This window comes from Pontivivens nitratireducens, assembly GCF_011290545.1.
GTDB classification, from domain to species: domain Bacteria; phylum Pseudomonadota; class Alphaproteobacteria; order Rhodobacterales; family Rhodobacteraceae; genus Pontivivens; species Pontivivens nitratireducens.
In genome coordinates, this window is record NZ_CP049811.1 from 1,492,262 (window position 1) to 1,509,082 (window position 16,821).

The following is a 16,821-nucleotide window of genomic DNA, read 5'->3' on the forward strand; positions in this document are numbered from 1 at the left end:
GGGCTGACCGGGGCACAAGATCCCGGCCCATCGTGACTGCACAAAACTTCAAAGGGAGAAAGACTAAGATGAAACTCAAAACACTCATGATGTCCGGAGCAGCGACGGCGCTGATCCTGTCCGCCACGACCGCAAGCGCGGAGGAACTGCGCTTCTGGACGACGGAGGAGCAGCCCGAGCGGTTGGCCCTGCAGGAGCAGATGGCAGCCGATTTTTCGGAGGCGTCCGGGCACAGCGTCGATGTCATTCCGGTGACGGAATCCGATCTGGGCACCCGCGCGACGGCGGCCTATGCGGCGGGCGATCTGCCCGATGTGATCTACCACACGCTGCAATACGCGCTGCCCTGGGCGGAGGCCGGCATTCTGGACACCGACGCCGCGACCGACGTGATCGAGGCGCTTGGCGCGGATACCTTCGCACCGGGCGCGTTGAACATGGCCGCGACGATGGATGGCTACGCCTCCGTTCCGGTCGATGGCTGGACGCAGATGATCGTCTATCGCTCCGATCTGTTCGAGGAGGCCGGACTGGCCCCGCCCAACACCTATGCCAACGTGATCGCCGCCGTTGAGGCTCTGCACAATCCGCCAGAGATGTACGGGTTCGTCGCCGCGACCAAGATCGACGAGAATTTCATGAGCCAGGTGCTGGAACATGTGTTCCTTGCAAATGGCGTCTCCCCGGTCGGGCCCGACGGTGTGCAGCCGCTGGACGAGGCCGCCACCATCGAGGTGTTGGAGTTCTACAAGGCCATCGCGGAAGCGTCCCCTCCGGGTGATCTGTACTGGGATCAGTCACGCTCGCTGTATTTTGCGGGCGATGCGGCGATGATCATCTGGTCGCCGTTCATTCTGGATGAGCTGGCCGGCCTGCGCGACAGCGCCCCGCCCACCATCAACGACGATCCGACCTCCACCGATCTGGCGGCGGCGACGGGCATCGTGACCAACTTCGCCGGTCCATCGAACCCGGACGGCGCAGCATGGGGCGACATCCGCTATTTCGGCATCACGTCGGACGCTTCGACCGATGCGGCGATGGAATTCGTCGAATATTCGTTGAGCGAGGGATATGGCGCAACCCTGGCCATTGCCCCCGAGGGCAAGTTCCCGGTTCGCCGCGGTACAGCGGACAATCCGACGGAGTTTTCCGATCTGTGGGCGACGCTGGATGTCGGCGTTGATCGCCGTGCGCCGATGGGTGATCTCTACGCGCAGGAGATGATCGACGAGATCGTCGGCGGTCTGGACGTGGCCCAGCGTTGGGGTGTCGAGGACGGTCAGCTCGCCGCTGCGTCCAAGATCATCAACTCGCAGGTCATCAACCGTCTGGTCCGTGAGTATATCGACGGGGAGCGGGATGCAGCCGCGACCGTGGCGGAACTCAACGATGCGATTGCGTCCGTCGAGTAAATCAAGATCGGATGCGGGGCTGTTCGCGGCCTCGCATTCCTGTCCTGCGTGATCCTGAGCGGAGCACTGTTCCATGACCGATATCGCCCCACCCAAGGGCTCCGGCCCCCTCGCACGGCGCGAAGCGCGTCTTGCATGGGGGTTGTTGCTGCCGACAATTTCCGCCGTGGCGCTCGTCGTCGTTCTGCCGTTGCTCGCGATCTTCTGGATCTCGGTCAAGCCGGTGGGGCTGGCCGATTTGCGCGCGCCCGAGGTGGTGCTGCGCGAAGATCTGCGCGGCGGGCCGGAACAGGCGGGCGACGCGGCCGAAATCCGCTATCGTTTGCGCAATTCATCGCAGGACCGGATGATCTCGCAGGTGGGATTCACCGACACCGTGCCGGAGGGTCTGACGGTTACGCAACTGGACCCGCGCTGTACGTTGAACGGGTCGGCGCTGGCCTGCGATCTGGGCGATTGGCAGGGGGGCTATCGGGAAAACCTGATGATCCCGGTTACCGTGGAACAGGCCTATCTGGACGCCGGGTTGCGTCCGCAGGACAGTGAAGCCCAGGTGCGGGGGCGGGCCTCCAGCGTACTGACGGATTCGACGTTCACCCTGGATAACTTCGCGCGCATCTTCGATGGTGATGAATTCTGGGGCGTTCTGGGGGTGACGCTGTTCTATTCGGTCTTTGGCACGGTGGGGGCGCTGCTGTTCGGATTGTTCGCGGCCATGCTGCTGAACAAGTCCTTCAAGGGGCAGGGCATTCTGCGCGGCCTGTACCTGTTCCCCTATGTCTCACCCGTTATTGCGGTGGCGTTCGCGTGGATCCTGCTGTTCGATCCATTTTCCGGCTCGGCCAATGCGTTGCTGATCCAGATGGGCGTGACGCAGAACAGCATCAATTTCTTTGGTGAGAAGCCGCTGGCCCTGATCATGGTGACGCTGTTCGAAATCTGGCGCTACTTCCCGCTGAGCTTTCTGTTCATCCTCGCCCGGATGCAGAGCATTGACACAGATATGTATGAGGCAGCGGACATGGACGGTGCCTCGCCGTTCCAGAAGTTCTGGTATCTCAGCGTACCGCAATTGCTGGGTATTCTGAGCGTTCTGTTCCTGCTGCGCTTCATATGGACGTTCAACAAGTTCGACGACATCTTTCTGCTGACCGGCGGCAATGCCGGAACGCGCACGCTGACTGTCAACGTGTATGAACAGGCGTTCGCGATCTCCAATATCGGCGCGGGGGCGGCTGTGGCGGTGGTCATCTTTGGCTGTCTGCTGGTGTTCTCGCTATTGTTCCTGCGCTTCATTTCGCAAGAGGAGGGGCTGTGATGGACATGCTCAGACGGGGATATGTCACCGCACCGTTGCTGGGCATCCTGTGGATGTTCGCCATCGCGACGACCGTGGCAATCGCGATGTCTTTCGCAACCGGATCGGCTTTCCGTCCCTCTCTCTCAGGATCGGTGGTGTGGGGCGGAATTATCGGCCTCGCCTGCCTGCACGGCGCGTTGTGGCGGCCGGTCCTGGCGGCGGCTTTGGTCGTCGTCGTAACGGCACTGGGCTTTGGCCCGGTGGTGACGGGGGACGGGGTTTCGGTCGTGTCCATGCTGCTGGGCGCGATCGCCACGGCAGGATTTGCGGCCTACGGATTGTGGAGGATACTGGACGAGGTGGCACTGGGTGAAAACAACCGTCACCTGTTCGAGGCAGCGGTGCTGCGGTTTCTGACCGGATTTGGCTACATCTTCTTTACGGCGATTGTGCTGATCCCGTTCTACGTCATGGTTCTGACCAGTCTGAAGAACCAGTCGGAGCTGATCCAGAACCCGCTCGACTTCTCCATCGACCTTGGCAAGGGGTTTGAGCTGTTCCGTTCATATGACGAGTTGTTCACGCAGTTCAATTTCGGCACCTATCTGTTCAACTCGTTCTTCATTTCGGTGCTGACAGTATTCATCACGCTGCTGTTCGCGATCCCAGGCGCCTATGCCGTGGCGCGGTTGCGGTTTCGTGGGCGGGCAACGTTTTCGCGCTCGATCCTGATGATCTACATGGTGCCGATGATCGTTCTGGCGCTGCCGATCTATATCGCGTTCTCGATGGCGGGTTTGCGCAACTCGCTGGGTGGAATCATCCTGATCTATCCGGTGACCACGATTCCGGTCGCGCTCTACATGTTGCAGGGCTATTTCCGCGGCTTGCCGGCGGAGATCGAGGAAGCCGGCCTGATGGACGGGTTGAGCCGTCTGGCCGTGATCTGGAAGATTACGTTGCCGCTCAGCCTGCCGGCGATGGCCAGCGTCTCGCTCTACGTCTTCATGATCGCGTGGAACGAGTTCCTGCTGGCGTTCATGCTGCTGGACGATCCGTCGAAATTCACCCTGACGCGGGGGATCGCGTCGTTGAACTCCTCCGAAATTCCGCGCCAGCACCTGATGGCGGGCTCCGTGATCGCGACCGTACCGATCATGGTGCTGTTCCTTGGGCTGGAACGCTTCATGACGAAAGGACTGACCGCGGGGTCGGTGAAAGGATGACCATGACTTCTCTGGACGAACAGGCGCGGGCGATCCTGCGTGGCAACGATCAGGGCGGCTATACCCTGCCGACGCACGGGCTGTATCCGTATCAATGGAACTGGGATTCCGCCTTTGCCGCGTGGGGGTTCGCCACCTTCGACAATGCGCGGGCATGGGATGAACTGGACACTTTGATGGCCAGTCAGTGGGATACCGGGATGGTGCCGCACATCATCTTTCACAAACCCGATCCGGGTTATTTTCCCGGCCCCGATGTCTGGCAAACCGGGCAAAGCCCCGCGACATCCGGCATCACGCAGCCTCCGGTGGCCGCGATCATGGCCCGCAAGGTATGGGAGATGGACCCCGAGGCAGGGCAGGCGCGGATGGCCGCGCTCTATCCCAAATTGCTGGCATGGCACCGTTGGTGGCATGAGGTCCGCTGTACCCATGGCCCCGCCGCGATCACCCATCCGTGGGAGTCCGGGCGTGACAACTGCCCCGACTGGGATATCGGCATGGCGGGCGTCGACGGGTCCAGCGCAGGGCAATACCAGCGGCGCGACACAGGCCACGTCAATCCCGAGATGCGCCCGACCAAGCAGGACTACGACCGCTACATCGCTATGGTGAAGTTTGGGTGCAGCGTCGATTGGGATCAGGCAAGGATCGTGCGGGACGGGCCGTTCCTGATGGCCGATCCGGGGATCACCTTCATGCTGCTGCGCGCGGATGAGGATCTGGCCGTCATGGGGCGGGCACTGGGTGAAGATGTGACGAAATTGCTCGGCTGGGCCAAGGATCTGCGTGCCGCGCTGCCCACGATCTGGAACGATGAGCTGAATGCCTATGATGCGCTGAACCTCAAAACCGGCGAATTTGCGAACATCCTGGGATCGGGTGCGTTCATGGCCTATCTGGCAGATGCGGGAAATCCGCAGCTCGATGCGCAGTTGATGCGGGTGTGGGACAAGGTCAACTACGGCATCCCCTCCGCCGATCCGGAGGCCGCGACCTTTGACCCCCGCAAATACTGGCGCGGGCCGACCTGGCCGGTGGTGAATGCGCTGCTCGCCATCGGGTTGCGCGATGCGGGTCGCGCCGATCTGGCCGAACGGTTGCGCGCGCAGACGGCAAGCCTGATCCGCAAACACGGGTTCTATGAATATTTCGATCCGCTCGACGCTACTCCCTGCGGCGGGGCGGACTTCACCTGGACGGCTGCGATCTGGTTGACCTGGGCCGGCAGGGACGTTGAAAGCGACGCTGTAAGAGGGGCTGCCTGATGTCATCCATCGAGTTGAAAGCCGTCGAGAAGTGGTTCGGCACCGTGCAGGTCATCAAGGGCGTCGATCTGGCAGTCGAGCAGGGCGAGTTCATCATTTTCGTCGGCCCGTCCGGCTGTGGCAAGTCCACCCTGCTGCGCATGATCGCGGGGTTGGAGGAAACCAGCCGCGGCCAGATCATGATCGCCGGCCGCGACGCCACCGCCGAACCGCCGTCAAAGCGCGGGCTGGCGATGGTCTTCCAGTCCTACGCGCTCTACCCGCATATGTCCGTGCGCGACAATATGGGATTCTCGCTGAAGGCCGCGGGCGTGCCCAAGGCGGAGCTGGACCGGCAGGTAAACGAGGCGGCCAAGGTTCTGAAGCTGGAACCCTTCCTCGATCGCCGCCCACGCGATCTGTCCGGCGGGCAGCGGCAGCGCGTCGCCATCGGCCGATCCATCGTGCGGGAGCCGACGGCGTTCCTGTTCGATGAGCCGCTGTCCAACCTGGACGCAGCCCTGCGCGTCGAGATGCGGTATGAAATCGCCAAGCTGCATCAGACCCTGAAGGCAACGATGATCTACGTGACCCACGATCAGGTCGAGGCGATGACGCTCGCTGACCGGATCGTGGTGCTCGATGGCGGACATATCGCGCAGGTCGGCTCCCCTCGGGAACTGTACGAACGGCCCGCGAACCTGTTCGTGGCGCAATTCATCGGCAGCCCGCGGATGAACGTCATGCCCTGCACGGCAGAGGGGGCGTCATTCGCGCTGCCCGGCCAGGGCGGTGGCGCGTATGGGCGTTCGCGTGCGGCAGTCTCACTGGGCATCCGCCCCGAGCATATCGAGATGGCACCGGTCGGTGCGGGGCACCTCGACGGGGTGGTGGATGTTCTGGAATATCTCGGCTCCGATACTTTCGTGATCGTCGAATGCGGTGAAGCGGGCAAGGTTACGGTTCGCGTCGCGGGGGATACTGACCTTGCCCCCGGCGATCCGTGCAGCCTGAATTTTCAGGCCCCGCACTTGCACTTCTTTGATGAGAGCGGTCTTGCTGTACTGAGCTGAGATATGAGCGGCCCTGCGAGAGCTGTGCCGTTCGTTTTTCTGTCGCACCTTTCGCCGTTAGGGGGCGAGAGCGGGAAAAACCCCGACTGACAGTTGCTGCGGATTTAATCAAACTGGAAAAATTCTGTCCTAAATCTGTGCTTTTGCAATTTGCTGATGTTTCTGTGGGCAATAATTCTTGCCGCATTCGCGTTGTCGCTCAAGATAGGCGGCGCAAGAACGGGGCTAAGCCGGGACTGCATTGGAATGTGTGGTGACGAGACGCTTGGAACCGACCCCGCCACCACACGGGTGCAACGCGACGTTGCCTGACTGAAGTAGGACGGACCGATTGCGTGGGCAATACCGGTTGTCGGCTTTGGCGGGTCCGCGTCTCAATCGCGAGACAGATACATGACGAAACTTTTCCCCCTCACGGCCACGCTGTGTGCCGCCGCAATCAGTGTGGCCGCGCCCTCGATGGCTCAGGACGCGCCGTCAGGTGAGCCCATCAAGGTTGGTATTCTGCATTCTCTGTCGGGGACGATGGCGATTTCGGAAACGACGCTCAAGGACGTGATGCTGATGCTGATCGAGCGTCAGAACGCCGCCGGTGGTGTGCTTGGTCGCCCGCTGGAGGCTGTCGTTGTCGATCCCGCATCTGACTGGCCCCTGTTCGCCGAGAAGGCGCGCGAATTGCTGGAGGTCGAGGAAGTCGCCGCCGTGTTCGGCAACTGGACCTCGGTCAGCCGCAAATCCGTTCTACCGGTGTTCGAGGAACTCAACGGCATTCTGTTCTACCCGGTGCAGTACGAGGGCGAGGAATCGCAGCGTAACGTCTTCTACACCGGTGCCGCGCCCAACCAGCAGGCGATCCCCGCAGTGGATTACCTGATCGCGGAGGAAGGCGTGGAGCGTTGGGTTCTGGCCGGCACCGATTACGTCTATCCTCGCACCACCAACCGCATTCTGGAGGCATATCTGATCTCCCTCGGCGTGGCTGAGGAAGACATCATGATCAACTACACGCCGTTCGGTCACTCCGACTGGCAGACCATTGTCAGCGACATCGCCGCCTTCGGCTCCGAGGGGAAGAAGACCGCCGTCGTCTCGACCATCAATGGCGACGCGAACGTGCCGTTCTATCGTGAACTGGGCAACCAGGGCATCTCCGCCGAGGATATCCCCGTCGTGGCGTTCTCCGTCGGGGAGGAAGAACTGGCGGGTCTGGACACGGCCCCTCTGGTCGGCCATCTGGCCGCGTGGAACTACTTCATGTCGGTGGATACGGACGCGAATTACGATTTCATCGACGATTGGGTGGAATTCATCGGCGACGAAAATCGCGTGACCAACGACCCGATGGAGGCCCACTACATCGGCTTCAACATGTGGGTTCAGGCGGTCGAGGCGGCAGGCACCACCGATGTGGATACGGTCATCGACTCTCTGATCGGACAGACCGTGCCCAATCTGAGCGGCGGCTATTCCGCGATGATGCCGAACCACCATATCACCAAGCCCGTGCTGGTCGGAGAGATCCAGGACGACGGTCAGTTCTCCATCGTCTGGGAGACGTCGGGACTGGTCCCCGGCGATGCGTGGTCGGACTATCTGCCCGACAGCGCCGACCTGATCTCGGACTGGCGGGCGCCGTTGTCGTGCGGCAACTACAACGTGGCGACAGCCTCGTGCGGCGGCGCGGCTGAGTAAGGCGTGATCTGCGGGGGGCGCGGACGACGCGCCCCCGGTTTTCGGTGCTGTGGCACCTGACTTTAATTCCCGGAATTCATCATGCTTGGCCTGCTGCGCAGAACGCTGCTGATCTTCCTGCTGACACCGTCATTTCTGATGGCGCAGGATTTCGAAAACCTAGTGACCCTGTTGCCAGAGGGCGATTTCGATGATCGCGGACGGGTCGTGAACCAGATCGCGATAAGCGGCGACGACAGGGCGCTGCCCTTGTTGGAGATGCTGACCAATGGTGAGCTGAGCTATCTGCGTGAAACCGGCCGCATCGTGACAATACGTGAGGAAGGCGACGACGATGTTGCCTACGACGCGTTGAGCGATGAGCGGCTCGGCGTTGTCGGGCGACGTGACGCCCGCGACATTCGCGTGAACAATGGTTTGCGCCGCGACATCGCCGCCGCCATCGGACGCATGGGTTTGCAAAGCCCGGATCCCGCTGTGCGGCTTGACGCGGCCCAGCGGGCGTTTCGCGCCCGTGATCCCGCACAAATCGCGGCTTTGACCGACGCCCTGTCGGCGGAGTCCGAACCGCATGTCGCCACGGTGTTCGAGCAGGCGCGCGCAGCGGCGATCCTGCAATCGGATGATGCTGCGCAGGCAGAAAAACGTGCGGCGATTGCCGTATTGGCGGCGCGCGGGGACAGGGACGCCCTGTCGGCGCTGTCCCCCGCCTTGTCGGACCCGGCTTTGGTCGCGGATGCACAGGCCGCAACCGATGAGATAGAACGGTCCATCGCGTCATGGGGGCTGGCACAAAACCTGTGGTACGGCATTTCCCTCGGCTCTGTTCTGATGCTTGCGGCCATCGGGTTGGCGATCACCTTCGGCGTGATGGGTGTCATCAACATGGCGCATGGCGAATTGGTGATGATCGGGGCTTACACGACCTATCTGGTGCAGGAAACGATCCGCAATTCCTTTCCCGAAATGTTCGGCTGGTCGCTGGCGATCGCCGTGCCCTTGGCCTTTCTGACGGCAGGCGCGGTCGGGGTGGCGATCGAGCGGGGCGTGGTGCGCTATCTCTACGGTCGCCCGTTGGAGACGTTGCTGGCCACATGGGGGATCAGCCTGATCCTGCAACAGGCCGTCCGCTCGATCTTCGGCCCCAATAACCGAGAGGTCGGCAACCCTGACTGGATGTCGGGAGCGGTGGATGTCGGGCAGATGGCGATGACGTGGAACCGGATCTGGATACTGGTCTTCGCACTGGCCGTGTTCGCGGCGCTGCTATTGGTGCTCAATCGAACGCCGATCGGTTTGCAGATGCGCGCGGTGACGCAGAACCGCAGCATGGCGGCCAATATGGGCATTCGCACCGGTTGGGTCGATGCGATGACATTCGGTCTGGGGGCAGGGGTCGCGGGGCTGGCCGGCGTGGCGTTGAGCCAGATCGACAACGTGTCACCGAATCTGGGGCAAAGCTACATCGTGGACAGCTTCATGGTCGTCGTCTTCGGCGGGGCGGGGAACCTGTGGGGCGCGTTCGCGGGGGCATTCACCCTAGGCATCGCAACCAAGTTCATGGAGCCGTGGGTTGGCGCGGTGCTGGCCAAGATCCTGATCCTCGTCGCGATCATCCTTTTCATTCAAAAGCGGCCGCGCGGTTTGTTCGCGCTCAAGGGCCGGGCGGTGGATTCATGAGCAGACTTATCGACAGGCGCATGGGGTTTTTCCTGATTGCGCTGTTCATCGCGGTGGTGGCAATCCCGGTGGGCAATCTGGTGATGGAGGGCAAGCCCGTCGCCTCCTACGTCGTGCAGTTGTCGGGCAAGTACCTGTGCTATGCCCTGCTGGCGGTGGCACTTGATCTGGTGTGGGGCTATTGCGGCATCCTCAGCCTTGGCCACGGGGCGTTCTTCGCGCTCGGTGGCTACGCGATGGGGATGCACCTGATGCGCGAGATCGGCACGCGGGGCGTCTATGGCGACCCGGTGCTGCCGGACTTCATGGTCTTTCTCAGCTATGAGGAGCTGCCCTGGTTCTGGCTGGGCTTCGACCAGTTCTGGTTCGCGGCGCTGATGGCGATGGTTGTGCCAGGGGCGCTGGCGTTCCTGTTCGGCTGGTTCGCATTCCGCTCCCGCGTGTCGGGGGTGTATCTGTCGATCATCACGCAGGCCATGACCTACGCCCTGATGCTGGCGTTTTTCCGCAACGAAATGGGGTTCGGCGGCAATAACGGCCTGACGGATTTCAAGGACGTTCTGGGCTTCGACCTGCAATCGGATGCGACGCGCGCCGGGCTGTTCGTGGCCAGCGCGGTGGCGCTGGTGGCGGGGCTGCTGATCGCGAAGGCCATCGCGCTCAGCCAACTGGGCAAGGTGCTGATCGGCATTCGCGACGCGGAGGACCGGACGCGGTTCCTCGGCTACCGGGTGGAGGGGTACAAGCTCTTCGTCTTCGTGGTGTCGGCCATGATGGCCGGGGTTGCGGGCGCGCTGTATACCCCGCAGGTCGGGATTATCAATCCGGGGGAGTTCAGCCCCGCAAACTCCATCGAAATCGTGATCTGGGTCGCCCTGGGCGGGCGCGGCACGTTGGTTGGTGCGGCGATCGGTGCGATCTTCGTGGCGCTGGCAAAAACCTTCCTGACCGGCTGGATCCCCGAAATCTGGTTGTTCGCGCTGGGCGGTCTGTTCGTGTTCGTGACGCTGTTCATGCCCAAGGGCATCCTGGGCGTGATCGAGGATGGCTGGGGCCGTATCAGGCGACCGACCGTTCGAAAGGAGGTCACGCCATGACCGCGCAACTCTATCTGAACGGGGTGGAGCGTAGCTTCGACGGGTTCAAGGCGATCAACGGCCTGTCGCTGCACGTCACCAAGGGCGAATTGCGCGCAATCATCGGGCCGAACGGCGCGGGCAAGACCACGATGATGGACATCATCACGGGCAAGACCCGCCCCGACAAGGGCGAGGTCTTCTGGAACGAGAAGGTCGATCTGACCAAGACGGACGAAGCTGGCTCCGCCAGGCTGGGCATCGGACGCAAGTTCCAGAAACCCACGGTCATCGAAAGCCTGAGCGTTGAGGACAATATCGCGCTTGCCTTGAAAACCGACCGCTCCGTCTTCGCCACGCTGTTTGCCAGGCGAACCGCAGCGCAGGAGGATCGGATTACCGAGTTGCTGGAACTGGTGCGGCTGGTGGCAGAGCGTTCGCGCCCCGCAGCGGATCTGAGCCACGGGCAGAAACAATGGCTGGAGATCGGGATGCTGCTGGCGCAGGAGCCGGAATTGCTGCTGGTGGACGAACCCGCCGCCGGCATGACTGATGATGAGACGATGCGTACCGCCGAATTGCTGCGCGATCTGGCGGGCGAGCATACTGTCATCGTCGTCGAGCACGACATGGAGTTCGTCCGCGCGCTGGCCTGCAAGGTGACGGTCCTGCATCAGGGTCGTGTGCTGGCGGAGGGGTCCATCGACCATGTTTCCGCCAATCCTGAAGTCGTCGAAGTCTATCTGGGGCGCTGATATGTTGAACGTGGACAAGATCGACCTGCATTACGGCGCGGCGCAGGCCTTGCGCGGCGTCAGCCTGACCGCGAAGCCGGGGCGGGTAATGACCGTTCTGGGCCGCAACGGTGTGGGCAAGACGACATTGTTGCGGGCGATCGCGGGTCGAAATGCCGTCTCCGCCGGAACGATCCGGTTCAAGGGGCAGGATGTGACCCGCACCAGATCCGAGGCGCGGGCCCGCAGCGGTATCGCCATGGTGCCGCAAGGGCGTGAGATTTTCCCGCTGCTCAGCGTGAAGGAAAACCTCGAAACGGGCTATGCGCGTCTGCCCCGCAGGGACCGCAGCATTCCCGACGATGTGTTCGAGTTGTTTCCCGTGCTCAAGGATATGCTGGGCCGTCGCGGCGGTGATTTGTCGGGCGGGCAGCAACAACAGCTTGCCATCGGGCGGGCGCTGGTGATGCGGCCCGACCTTCTGGTTCTGGACGAACCGACGGAGGGGATCCAGCCCTCGATCATCAAGGATATCGGACGGGCCATCACATATCTTCGCGCAAAGGGGGACATGGCCATCGTGCTGGTTGAGCAATATTTCGAGTTCGCCCGCGATCTGGCCGACGATTACGTCGTGATGGACCGGGGGGAAATCACGCTGGCAGGTGCCGCCGCCGATATGGATGAGGATGAGGTTCTGCGCCGCATCGCCGTGTGATGGGCGCGAAAGCGGGCTGACAAATCGGCTCGGGCTTGTCACAGTGCCAAAAAACGAACCACCAAAAAACGAACCCGGGCGAGGAACAGATCCATGACCATCAGAACTCTCATCACGGCTGGCACGCTTGCAGCGTTGAGCGCGACCACAGCCCTTGCCGATGTAAAGGTCGGCATGATCACCACCCTTTCGGGCGGTGGCGCGGGGCTGGGTATCGACGTGCGGGACGGATTCATGCTGGCGGTTGAACAGTCGGGTCGGGGCGATATCGAAGTCATCATCGAGGACGACCAGCGCAAACCGGATGTTGCGGTGCAGCTGGCCGACCGGATGATCCAGTCCGAACAGGTCGATATCCTGACGGGCATCGTCTGGTCCAACCTCGCCATGGCGGTGGTGCCCTCGGCAGTGGCGCAGGGTAAGTTCTACCTGTCGCCCAATGCGGGCCCTTCGGCCCTGGCCGGACGGGGCTGCGACCCGAATTATTTCAACATCGCCTGGCAGAACGACAACCTGCATGAGGCAGCCGGCGCATATGCCAACGATGCGGGATATACGAACAGCTTCATCCTGGCACCGAACTATCCTGCCGGTCAGGATGCGTTGATGGGGTACAAGCGCATGTATGATGGCGAACTGGGGGGCGAGATCTACACGCAGCTTGGTCAGACCGATTATGCGGCGGAAATCGCGCAGATCCGCGCCTCGGATGCGGACAGCGTGTTCTTCTTCCTGCCCGGCGGCATGGGGATTTCGTTCCTGAAACAATATGCGGACAGCGGCGTCGATCTGCCGGTGGTCGGGCCCGCGTTCAGCTTTGACCAGGGCATATTGCAAGCGGTGGGCGCGGCGGCGCTGGGTGTGCACAACACCTCGCAATGGAGCAAGGACCTCGACAACCCGACCAATGTCGCCTTTGTCGAGAGTTTTCAGGCGGAATTCGGCCGTCTGCCTTCGCTTTATGCCAGTCAGGGATTCGACACGGCGAACCTGATGATTTCAGCGATGGAAGTCGCTGACGTGGACGATCAGGACGCGTTCCGCGCAGCACTTGAGGCCGCCGATTTCGACAGCACGCGCGGCGAATTCGCGTTCGGACCGAACCACCATCCCGTGCAGGACATCCATGTGCGAAAGGTCGTGCAGGAGGGGGACATCTTCACCAATGTCATCGTCGCCACCGCCCTGACGGATCATGCGGATGCCTACGCGGCGGAATGCCAGTTTTGATCTGATGCCGTATCGGGCCTGATCGCGGGCCCGTTCAACTGGAGTTCTGCATGTCGATGATCCTGTTGATCGAACAGGTCCTGAACGGGCTTCAGTTCGGTGTGATGCTGTTCGTGATGGCGGCTGGCCTGACATTGGTGTTCGGGGTGATGGGGCTGATCAATCTGGCCCACGGATCGCTGTACATGATCGGCGCCTTCGCGGCGGCGACTGTGGCGGGGATGACGGGATCATTCCTGCTGGCGCTGGCGGCCAGTCTGGCGGCGGCGGCCGCGGCGGGCGCGATTGTGGAGGTCGTGGTGATCCGCAGGCTCTATGCCCGCGATCACCTCGATCAGGTGCTGGCGACCTTCGCCTTGATTCTGATCTTTTCCGAAGGCACCCGCTGGCTGTTCGGATCGTTCCCGCTGTTTCTGGACGTGCCAGACTGGTTGCGCGGGCCGGTCAGTCTGCCCGGTGGTATCCTGTACCCGGCCTACAGACTGGCCATTATCGGGGTCGGACTGGCCGTCGCGCTGGGATTGTGGGCGTTGATCGCGCGCACGCGTCTGGGCATCCGCATCCGCGCGGGTGAGAGTGATCGGGAGATGATCGCCGCATTGGGGGTCGATATTTCGAAACTGTACACGCTGGTTTTCGCGCTGGGGGCTGCCCTGGCCGGATTGGCCGGAGCGCTGGTCGGGGCAATCCAGTCGGTGCAGGTCGGGATGGGGGAACCTGTGATGATCCTCGCCTTCGTCGTGATCGTGATCGGGGGCATTGGCTCGATCAAGGGGGCGCTGGTCGCATCATTGCTGGTCGGGGTCACGGATACGCTGGGAGGGGTGCTGCTGCCTGTTGCCTTCGCCCAGATCATGCAGCCGTCGAACGCCATGCTTGTCGGATCGGCTCTGGCCTCCATGCTGATCTACATCCTGATGGCGGTCGTGCTGGTGGTGCGACCCTCCGGCCTGTATGGGGCGCGGGCATGATCGCGGAAAAACACCTCAACTGGCTGATCGCGGCAGTGCTGCTGGCCGTGCCGGTCGCGGCCTGGCTGGCGGGCGAAATCTACACCGTGACGCTGGCGACGCGGGTGGCGGTGCTGGCCCTGGCCGGCGTCGGGTTGAACCTGGCGCTCGGCTCCGGCGGGCTGGTCAGCCTGGGTCATGCGGCATTCTTCGGTGCGGGGGGCTATGCGATGGGCATTCTGGCCAGTCATGCGCAAAGCTATCAACCGCTGATGGAGTGGCCCTTTCTGATCGAGGGCACGAAATCCATGCCGGTGATCTGGCTGGTCGCGATTGCATCCGGGGCGTTATCGGCGCTGGCGATCGGGGTGCTGAGCCTGCGTACCTCGGGCGTCTACTTCATCATGATCACACTCGCCTTTGGTCAGATGTTCTACTATTTCGCGATCTCGTGGCCTGCCTATGGTGGTGAGGACGGGTTGAGCATCTATGTGCGTAACGGTTTTCCGGGGCTCAATACGCTGCAACCGATCCAGTTTTTTGCCTTGTGCTATGCCTTGCTGATCGTGGCGCTGGTGCTGTGCGCGCGGATCAACGCCTCACCCTTCGGTCTGGCGTTGAATGCGGTGCGGCAAAGCGCCCAACGGGTGGAGACGGTGGGCCTGTCGCCCCTTCGCCTGCGCCTGACGGCGTTCGTCCTGTCCGGCGCGATCACCGCGTTGGCCGGGGCCCTGTTTGCCGACCTCAACCGGTTCGTCAGTCCGACGATGTTCAGCTGGCAAACCAGTGGGGAGATCATGGTCTTCGTCATTCTGGGGGGTGTTGGGCGATTATATGGCCCGGTGATCGGCGCTGCGGTGTTCATCATGCTCGAACACTGGCTGGGGGGCGTCAGCGAGTATTGGCAACTGTTTCTGGGCGTACTGTTGTTGGGAGTCGTCCTGTTCGCACGGGGCGGATTGATCGGCCTGTTCGCCCGGCGGAGGGTCGGGCATGTCTGATCCGGTTCTGGAGTTGCGGGACGTCTGCAAGAGTTTCGGTGCCCTGAAGGCGAGCGACCACGTTTCACTCGACCTGAGGGCCGGTGAAATCCATGCCTTGATCGGGCCGAACGGGGCCGGAAAATCGACCCTGATCGCCCAGATCGCGGGCAGTCTGGCACCGGACAGCGGGTCGATCCATTTCGATGGACAGGATGTGACCCATCTGGGGGCGAGCGCACGGGCACGGCTGGGGCTGGCACGCTCGTTCCAGATCAGCGCTGTCGTGCCGGGATTTACCGTGGCGCAGAATATCCTGCTGGCGGTTCAGGCGCGTGCGGGGCGCAGCTATACGATGTGGCGCAAGGCCGACGATATGGCCAGCGATCAGGTGGCGCGATGGGCCGATATGGTGGGTCTGTCCGACAGGCTGGGCGCCGCCGCCTCCGATATCGCACATGGGGAGCGTCGGCGCCTTGAAATCGCGATGGCGCTGGCGATGCGGCCCAAGGCCTTCGTTCTGGACGAACCGATGGCCGGAATGGGGACGGAGGGTGTCAGCGCCATGACATCTCTCCTCGACCCGTTGCGGTTGCAGGCCCCCATTTTGCTGGTGGAACACGACATGCAGGCGGTCTTCGCGCTTGCCGATCGGGTCAGTGTATTGGTCTACGGCCGTATCATTGCCACCGGCACCGTCGCGCAAATTCGGCGCGATCCCCTGGTGCGGCAGGCCTATCTGGGGGATGAGGCATGAGTTTGCTCGAAGTGCGTGATCTCAAGGCGTCCTATGGCGGATCACCGGCCCTGTTCGGCGTTGACCTCAGCGTGGAGGAAGGCGAGGTCGTCGCCCTGATGGGCCGCAATGGCATGGGCAAGAGTACGACGATACGCTGTATCTGCCGGATGATGCCGATAGATGCCGGAACGCTCAGTTTCACCGGTCAGGATGTGCGATCGCTGCCCTCCCATGCGGTTGCTCGCCTCGGCATCGGCCTGGTTCCGGAGGGGCGGCGATGTTTCCCCAATCTGAGCGTTCGCGAAAACCTGATTGCCGCAGCCCGGCCCGGCCATTGGGACGAGGCACGGGTCGCCACGCTGTTTCCCCGGCTGGCCGAACGCTCCGGTCAGAGCGCGGCCACCCTCTCGGGCGGGGAGCAGCAGATGCTGGCCATCGGACGCGCGCTGATGACGAACCCGCGTTTGTTGATCCTGGACGAGGCGACGGAGGGGCTGGCCCCTCTGGTTCGGCAGGAGATTCGCGAGGTGATCGCAGGTTTGAGCGAGCAAAGCGGCCTATCTATCGTCATCGTGGACAAGTCGCTTCGCGAACTGTCGCATATCGCGCGGCGCGTTGTCATATTGGAGCGGGGGCGCAGCGTCCTGAACGAAACGATATCCGCAGTGACCCCACAGGTGGCTGACCGATATCTGGGCGTATAGGTTGAACGGATGGCAGCGACACTGCCCGAGCGATTTCTACCTTCACCGGCGGTGAGG

Annotated in this window: 15 protein-coding genes; all 15 read left to right on the forward strand. The window is 62.4% G+C overall.

What is annotated here, in order from left to right; translation table 11 throughout:
* Positions 1–68 precede the first annotated feature (68 nt).
* The 15 genes from G8E03_RS07270 (at position 69) to G8E03_RS07340 (ending at position 16,764) form a co-directional block, all read left to right on the forward strand.
* Positions 69–1,415: an ABC transporter substrate-binding protein gene (locus tag G8E03_RS07270; protein WP_166190213.1), complete on the forward strand. Its 1,347-nt coding sequence runs from the start codon at positions 69–71 to the stop codon at positions 1,413–1,415.
* A 73-nt stretch (positions 1,416–1,488) separates the two neighbouring features.
* A complete protein-coding gene (locus G8E03_RS07275) occupies positions 1,489–2,733 on the forward strand; it encodes a carbohydrate ABC transporter permease (RefSeq protein WP_166190215.1) in 1,245 nt (414 codons plus the stop codon).
* Positions 2,733–3,941 carry a carbohydrate ABC transporter permease gene (locus G8E03_RS07280; protein ID WP_166190217.1) on the forward strand — a complete coding sequence of 403 codons (1,209 nt, stop codon included), beginning with the start codon at positions 2,733–2,735 and terminating at the stop codon, positions 3,939–3,941. The genes G8E03_RS07275 and G8E03_RS07280 overlap by 1 nt, the downstream gene beginning before the upstream one ends.
* A complete protein-coding gene (locus G8E03_RS07285) occupies positions 3,938–5,209 on the forward strand; it encodes an MGH1-like glycoside hydrolase domain-containing protein (RefSeq protein ID WP_347340513.1) in 1,272 nt (423 codons plus the stop codon). Before G8E03_RS07280 ends, G8E03_RS07285 begins: the two co-directional genes overlap by 4 nt.
* Positions 5,209–6,261, forward strand: a complete 1,053-nt coding sequence (locus G8E03_RS07290) for an ABC transporter ATP-binding protein (protein WP_166190219.1) — start codon at positions 5,209–5,211, stop codon at positions 6,259–6,261. Before G8E03_RS07285 ends, G8E03_RS07290 begins: the two co-directional genes overlap by 1 nt.
* A gap of 393 nt (positions 6,262–6,654) precedes the next feature.
* Positions 6,655–7,953, forward strand: coding sequence for an urea ABC transporter substrate-binding protein (gene urtA / locus G8E03_RS07295; RefSeq protein WP_205793321.1), 1,299 nt, complete (start codon positions 6,655–6,657; stop codon positions 7,951–7,953).
* 81 nt (positions 7,954–8,034) lie between these two features.
* Positions 8,035–9,633: an urea ABC transporter permease subunit UrtB gene (urtB, locus tag G8E03_RS07300; protein ID WP_166190221.1), complete on the forward strand. Its 1,599-nt coding sequence runs from the start codon at positions 8,035–8,037 to the stop codon at positions 9,631–9,633.
* Positions 9,630–10,730 carry an urea ABC transporter permease subunit UrtC gene (urtC, locus tag G8E03_RS07305; protein ID WP_166190223.1) on the forward strand — a complete coding sequence of 367 codons (1,101 nt, stop codon included), beginning with the start codon at positions 9,630–9,632 and terminating at the stop codon, positions 10,728–10,730. Before urtB ends, urtC begins: the two co-directional genes overlap by 4 nt.
* Positions 10,727–11,464: an urea ABC transporter ATP-binding protein UrtD gene (gene urtD, locus G8E03_RS07310; protein WP_166190225.1), complete on the forward strand. Its 738-nt coding sequence runs from the start codon at positions 10,727–10,729 to the stop codon at positions 11,462–11,464. Before urtC ends, urtD begins: the two co-directional genes overlap by 4 nt.
* 1 nt (position 11,465) lies before the next feature.
* The gene (gene urtE / locus G8E03_RS07315) at positions 11,466–12,161 is read left to right on the forward strand and encodes an urea ABC transporter ATP-binding subunit UrtE (protein WP_166190228.1); all 696 of its coding nucleotides are present in this window, start codon (positions 11,466–11,468) and stop codon (positions 12,159–12,161) included.
* 93 nt (positions 12,162–12,254) lie between these two features.
* Entirely contained in the window at positions 12,255–13,391 is a 1,137-nt protein-coding gene (locus G8E03_RS07320; RefSeq protein WP_166190230.1) for an ABC transporter substrate-binding protein, read from the forward strand.
* Positions 13,392–13,441: 50 nt separating this feature from the next.
* The gene (locus G8E03_RS07325; RefSeq protein ID WP_166190233.1) at positions 13,442–14,362 is read left to right on the forward strand and encodes a branched-chain amino acid ABC transporter permease; all 921 of its coding nucleotides are present in this window, start codon (positions 13,442–13,444) and stop codon (positions 14,360–14,362) included.
* Complete coding sequence (locus tag G8E03_RS07330; protein WP_166190235.1) at positions 14,359–15,342, forward strand: branched-chain amino acid ABC transporter permease; 984 nt, start codon at positions 14,359–14,361, stop codon at positions 15,340–15,342. The genes G8E03_RS07325 and G8E03_RS07330 overlap by 4 nt, the downstream gene beginning before the upstream one ends.
* Positions 15,335–16,078 (forward strand): ABC transporter ATP-binding protein, encoded by a 744-nt coding sequence (locus tag G8E03_RS07335; protein ID WP_166190238.1) that lies wholly within the window; start codon positions 15,335–15,337, stop codon positions 16,076–16,078. Before G8E03_RS07330 ends, G8E03_RS07335 begins: the two co-directional genes overlap by 8 nt.
* Positions 16,075–16,764, forward strand: a complete 690-nt coding sequence (locus G8E03_RS07340; RefSeq protein ID WP_166190240.1) for an ABC transporter ATP-binding protein — start codon at positions 16,075–16,077, stop codon at positions 16,762–16,764. The genes G8E03_RS07335 and G8E03_RS07340 overlap by 4 nt, the downstream gene beginning before the upstream one ends.
* The last annotated feature ends 57 nt before the right edge of the window (positions 16,765–16,821 follow it).

Coding starts and splice junctions, on each gene's coding strand:
- urtA (WP_205793321.1), top strand. CDS start 6,655: ATGACGAAACTTTTCCCCCTCACGGCCACGCTGTGTGCCGCCGCAATC.
- G8E03_RS07280 (WP_166190217.1), top strand. CDS start 2,733: ATGGACATGCTCAGACGGGGATATGTCACCGCACCGTTGCTGGGCATC.
- G8E03_RS07320 (WP_166190230.1), top strand. CDS start 12,255: ATGACCATCAGAACTCTCATCACGGCTGGCACGCTTGCAGCGTTGAGC.
- urtE (WP_166190228.1), top strand. CDS start 11,466: ATGTTGAACGTGGACAAGATCGACCTGCATTACGGCGCGGCGCAGGCC.
- urtD (WP_166190225.1), top strand. CDS start 10,727: ATGACCGCGCAACTCTATCTGAACGGGGTGGAGCGTAGCTTCGACGGG.
- G8E03_RS07275 (WP_166190215.1), top strand. CDS start 1,489: ATGACCGATATCGCCCCACCCAAGGGCTCCGGCCCCCTCGCACGGCGC.
- urtC (WP_166190223.1), top strand. CDS start 9,630: ATGAGCAGACTTATCGACAGGCGCATGGGGTTTTTCCTGATTGCGCTG.
- G8E03_RS07335 (WP_166190238.1), top strand. CDS start 15,335: ATGTCTGATCCGGTTCTGGAGTTGCGGGACGTCTGCAAGAGTTTCGGT.
- G8E03_RS07270 (WP_166190213.1), top strand. CDS start 69: ATGAAACTCAAAACACTCATGATGTCCGGAGCAGCGACGGCGCTGATC.
- G8E03_RS07325 (WP_166190233.1), top strand. CDS start 13,442: ATGTCGATGATCCTGTTGATCGAACAGGTCCTGAACGGGCTTCAGTTC.
- G8E03_RS07290 (WP_166190219.1), top strand. CDS start 5,209: ATGTCATCCATCGAGTTGAAAGCCGTCGAGAAGTGGTTCGGCACCGTG.
- G8E03_RS07340 (WP_166190240.1), top strand. CDS start 16,075: ATGAGTTTGCTCGAAGTGCGTGATCTCAAGGCGTCCTATGGCGGATCA.
- urtB (WP_166190221.1), top strand. CDS start 8,035: ATGCTTGGCCTGCTGCGCAGAACGCTGCTGATCTTCCTGCTGACACCG.
- G8E03_RS07285 (WP_347340513.1), top strand. CDS start 3,938: ATGACCATGACTTCTCTGGACGAACAGGCGCGGGCGATCCTGCGTGGC.
- G8E03_RS07330 (WP_166190235.1), top strand. CDS start 14,359: ATGATCGCGGAAAAACACCTCAACTGGCTGATCGCGGCAGTGCTGCTG.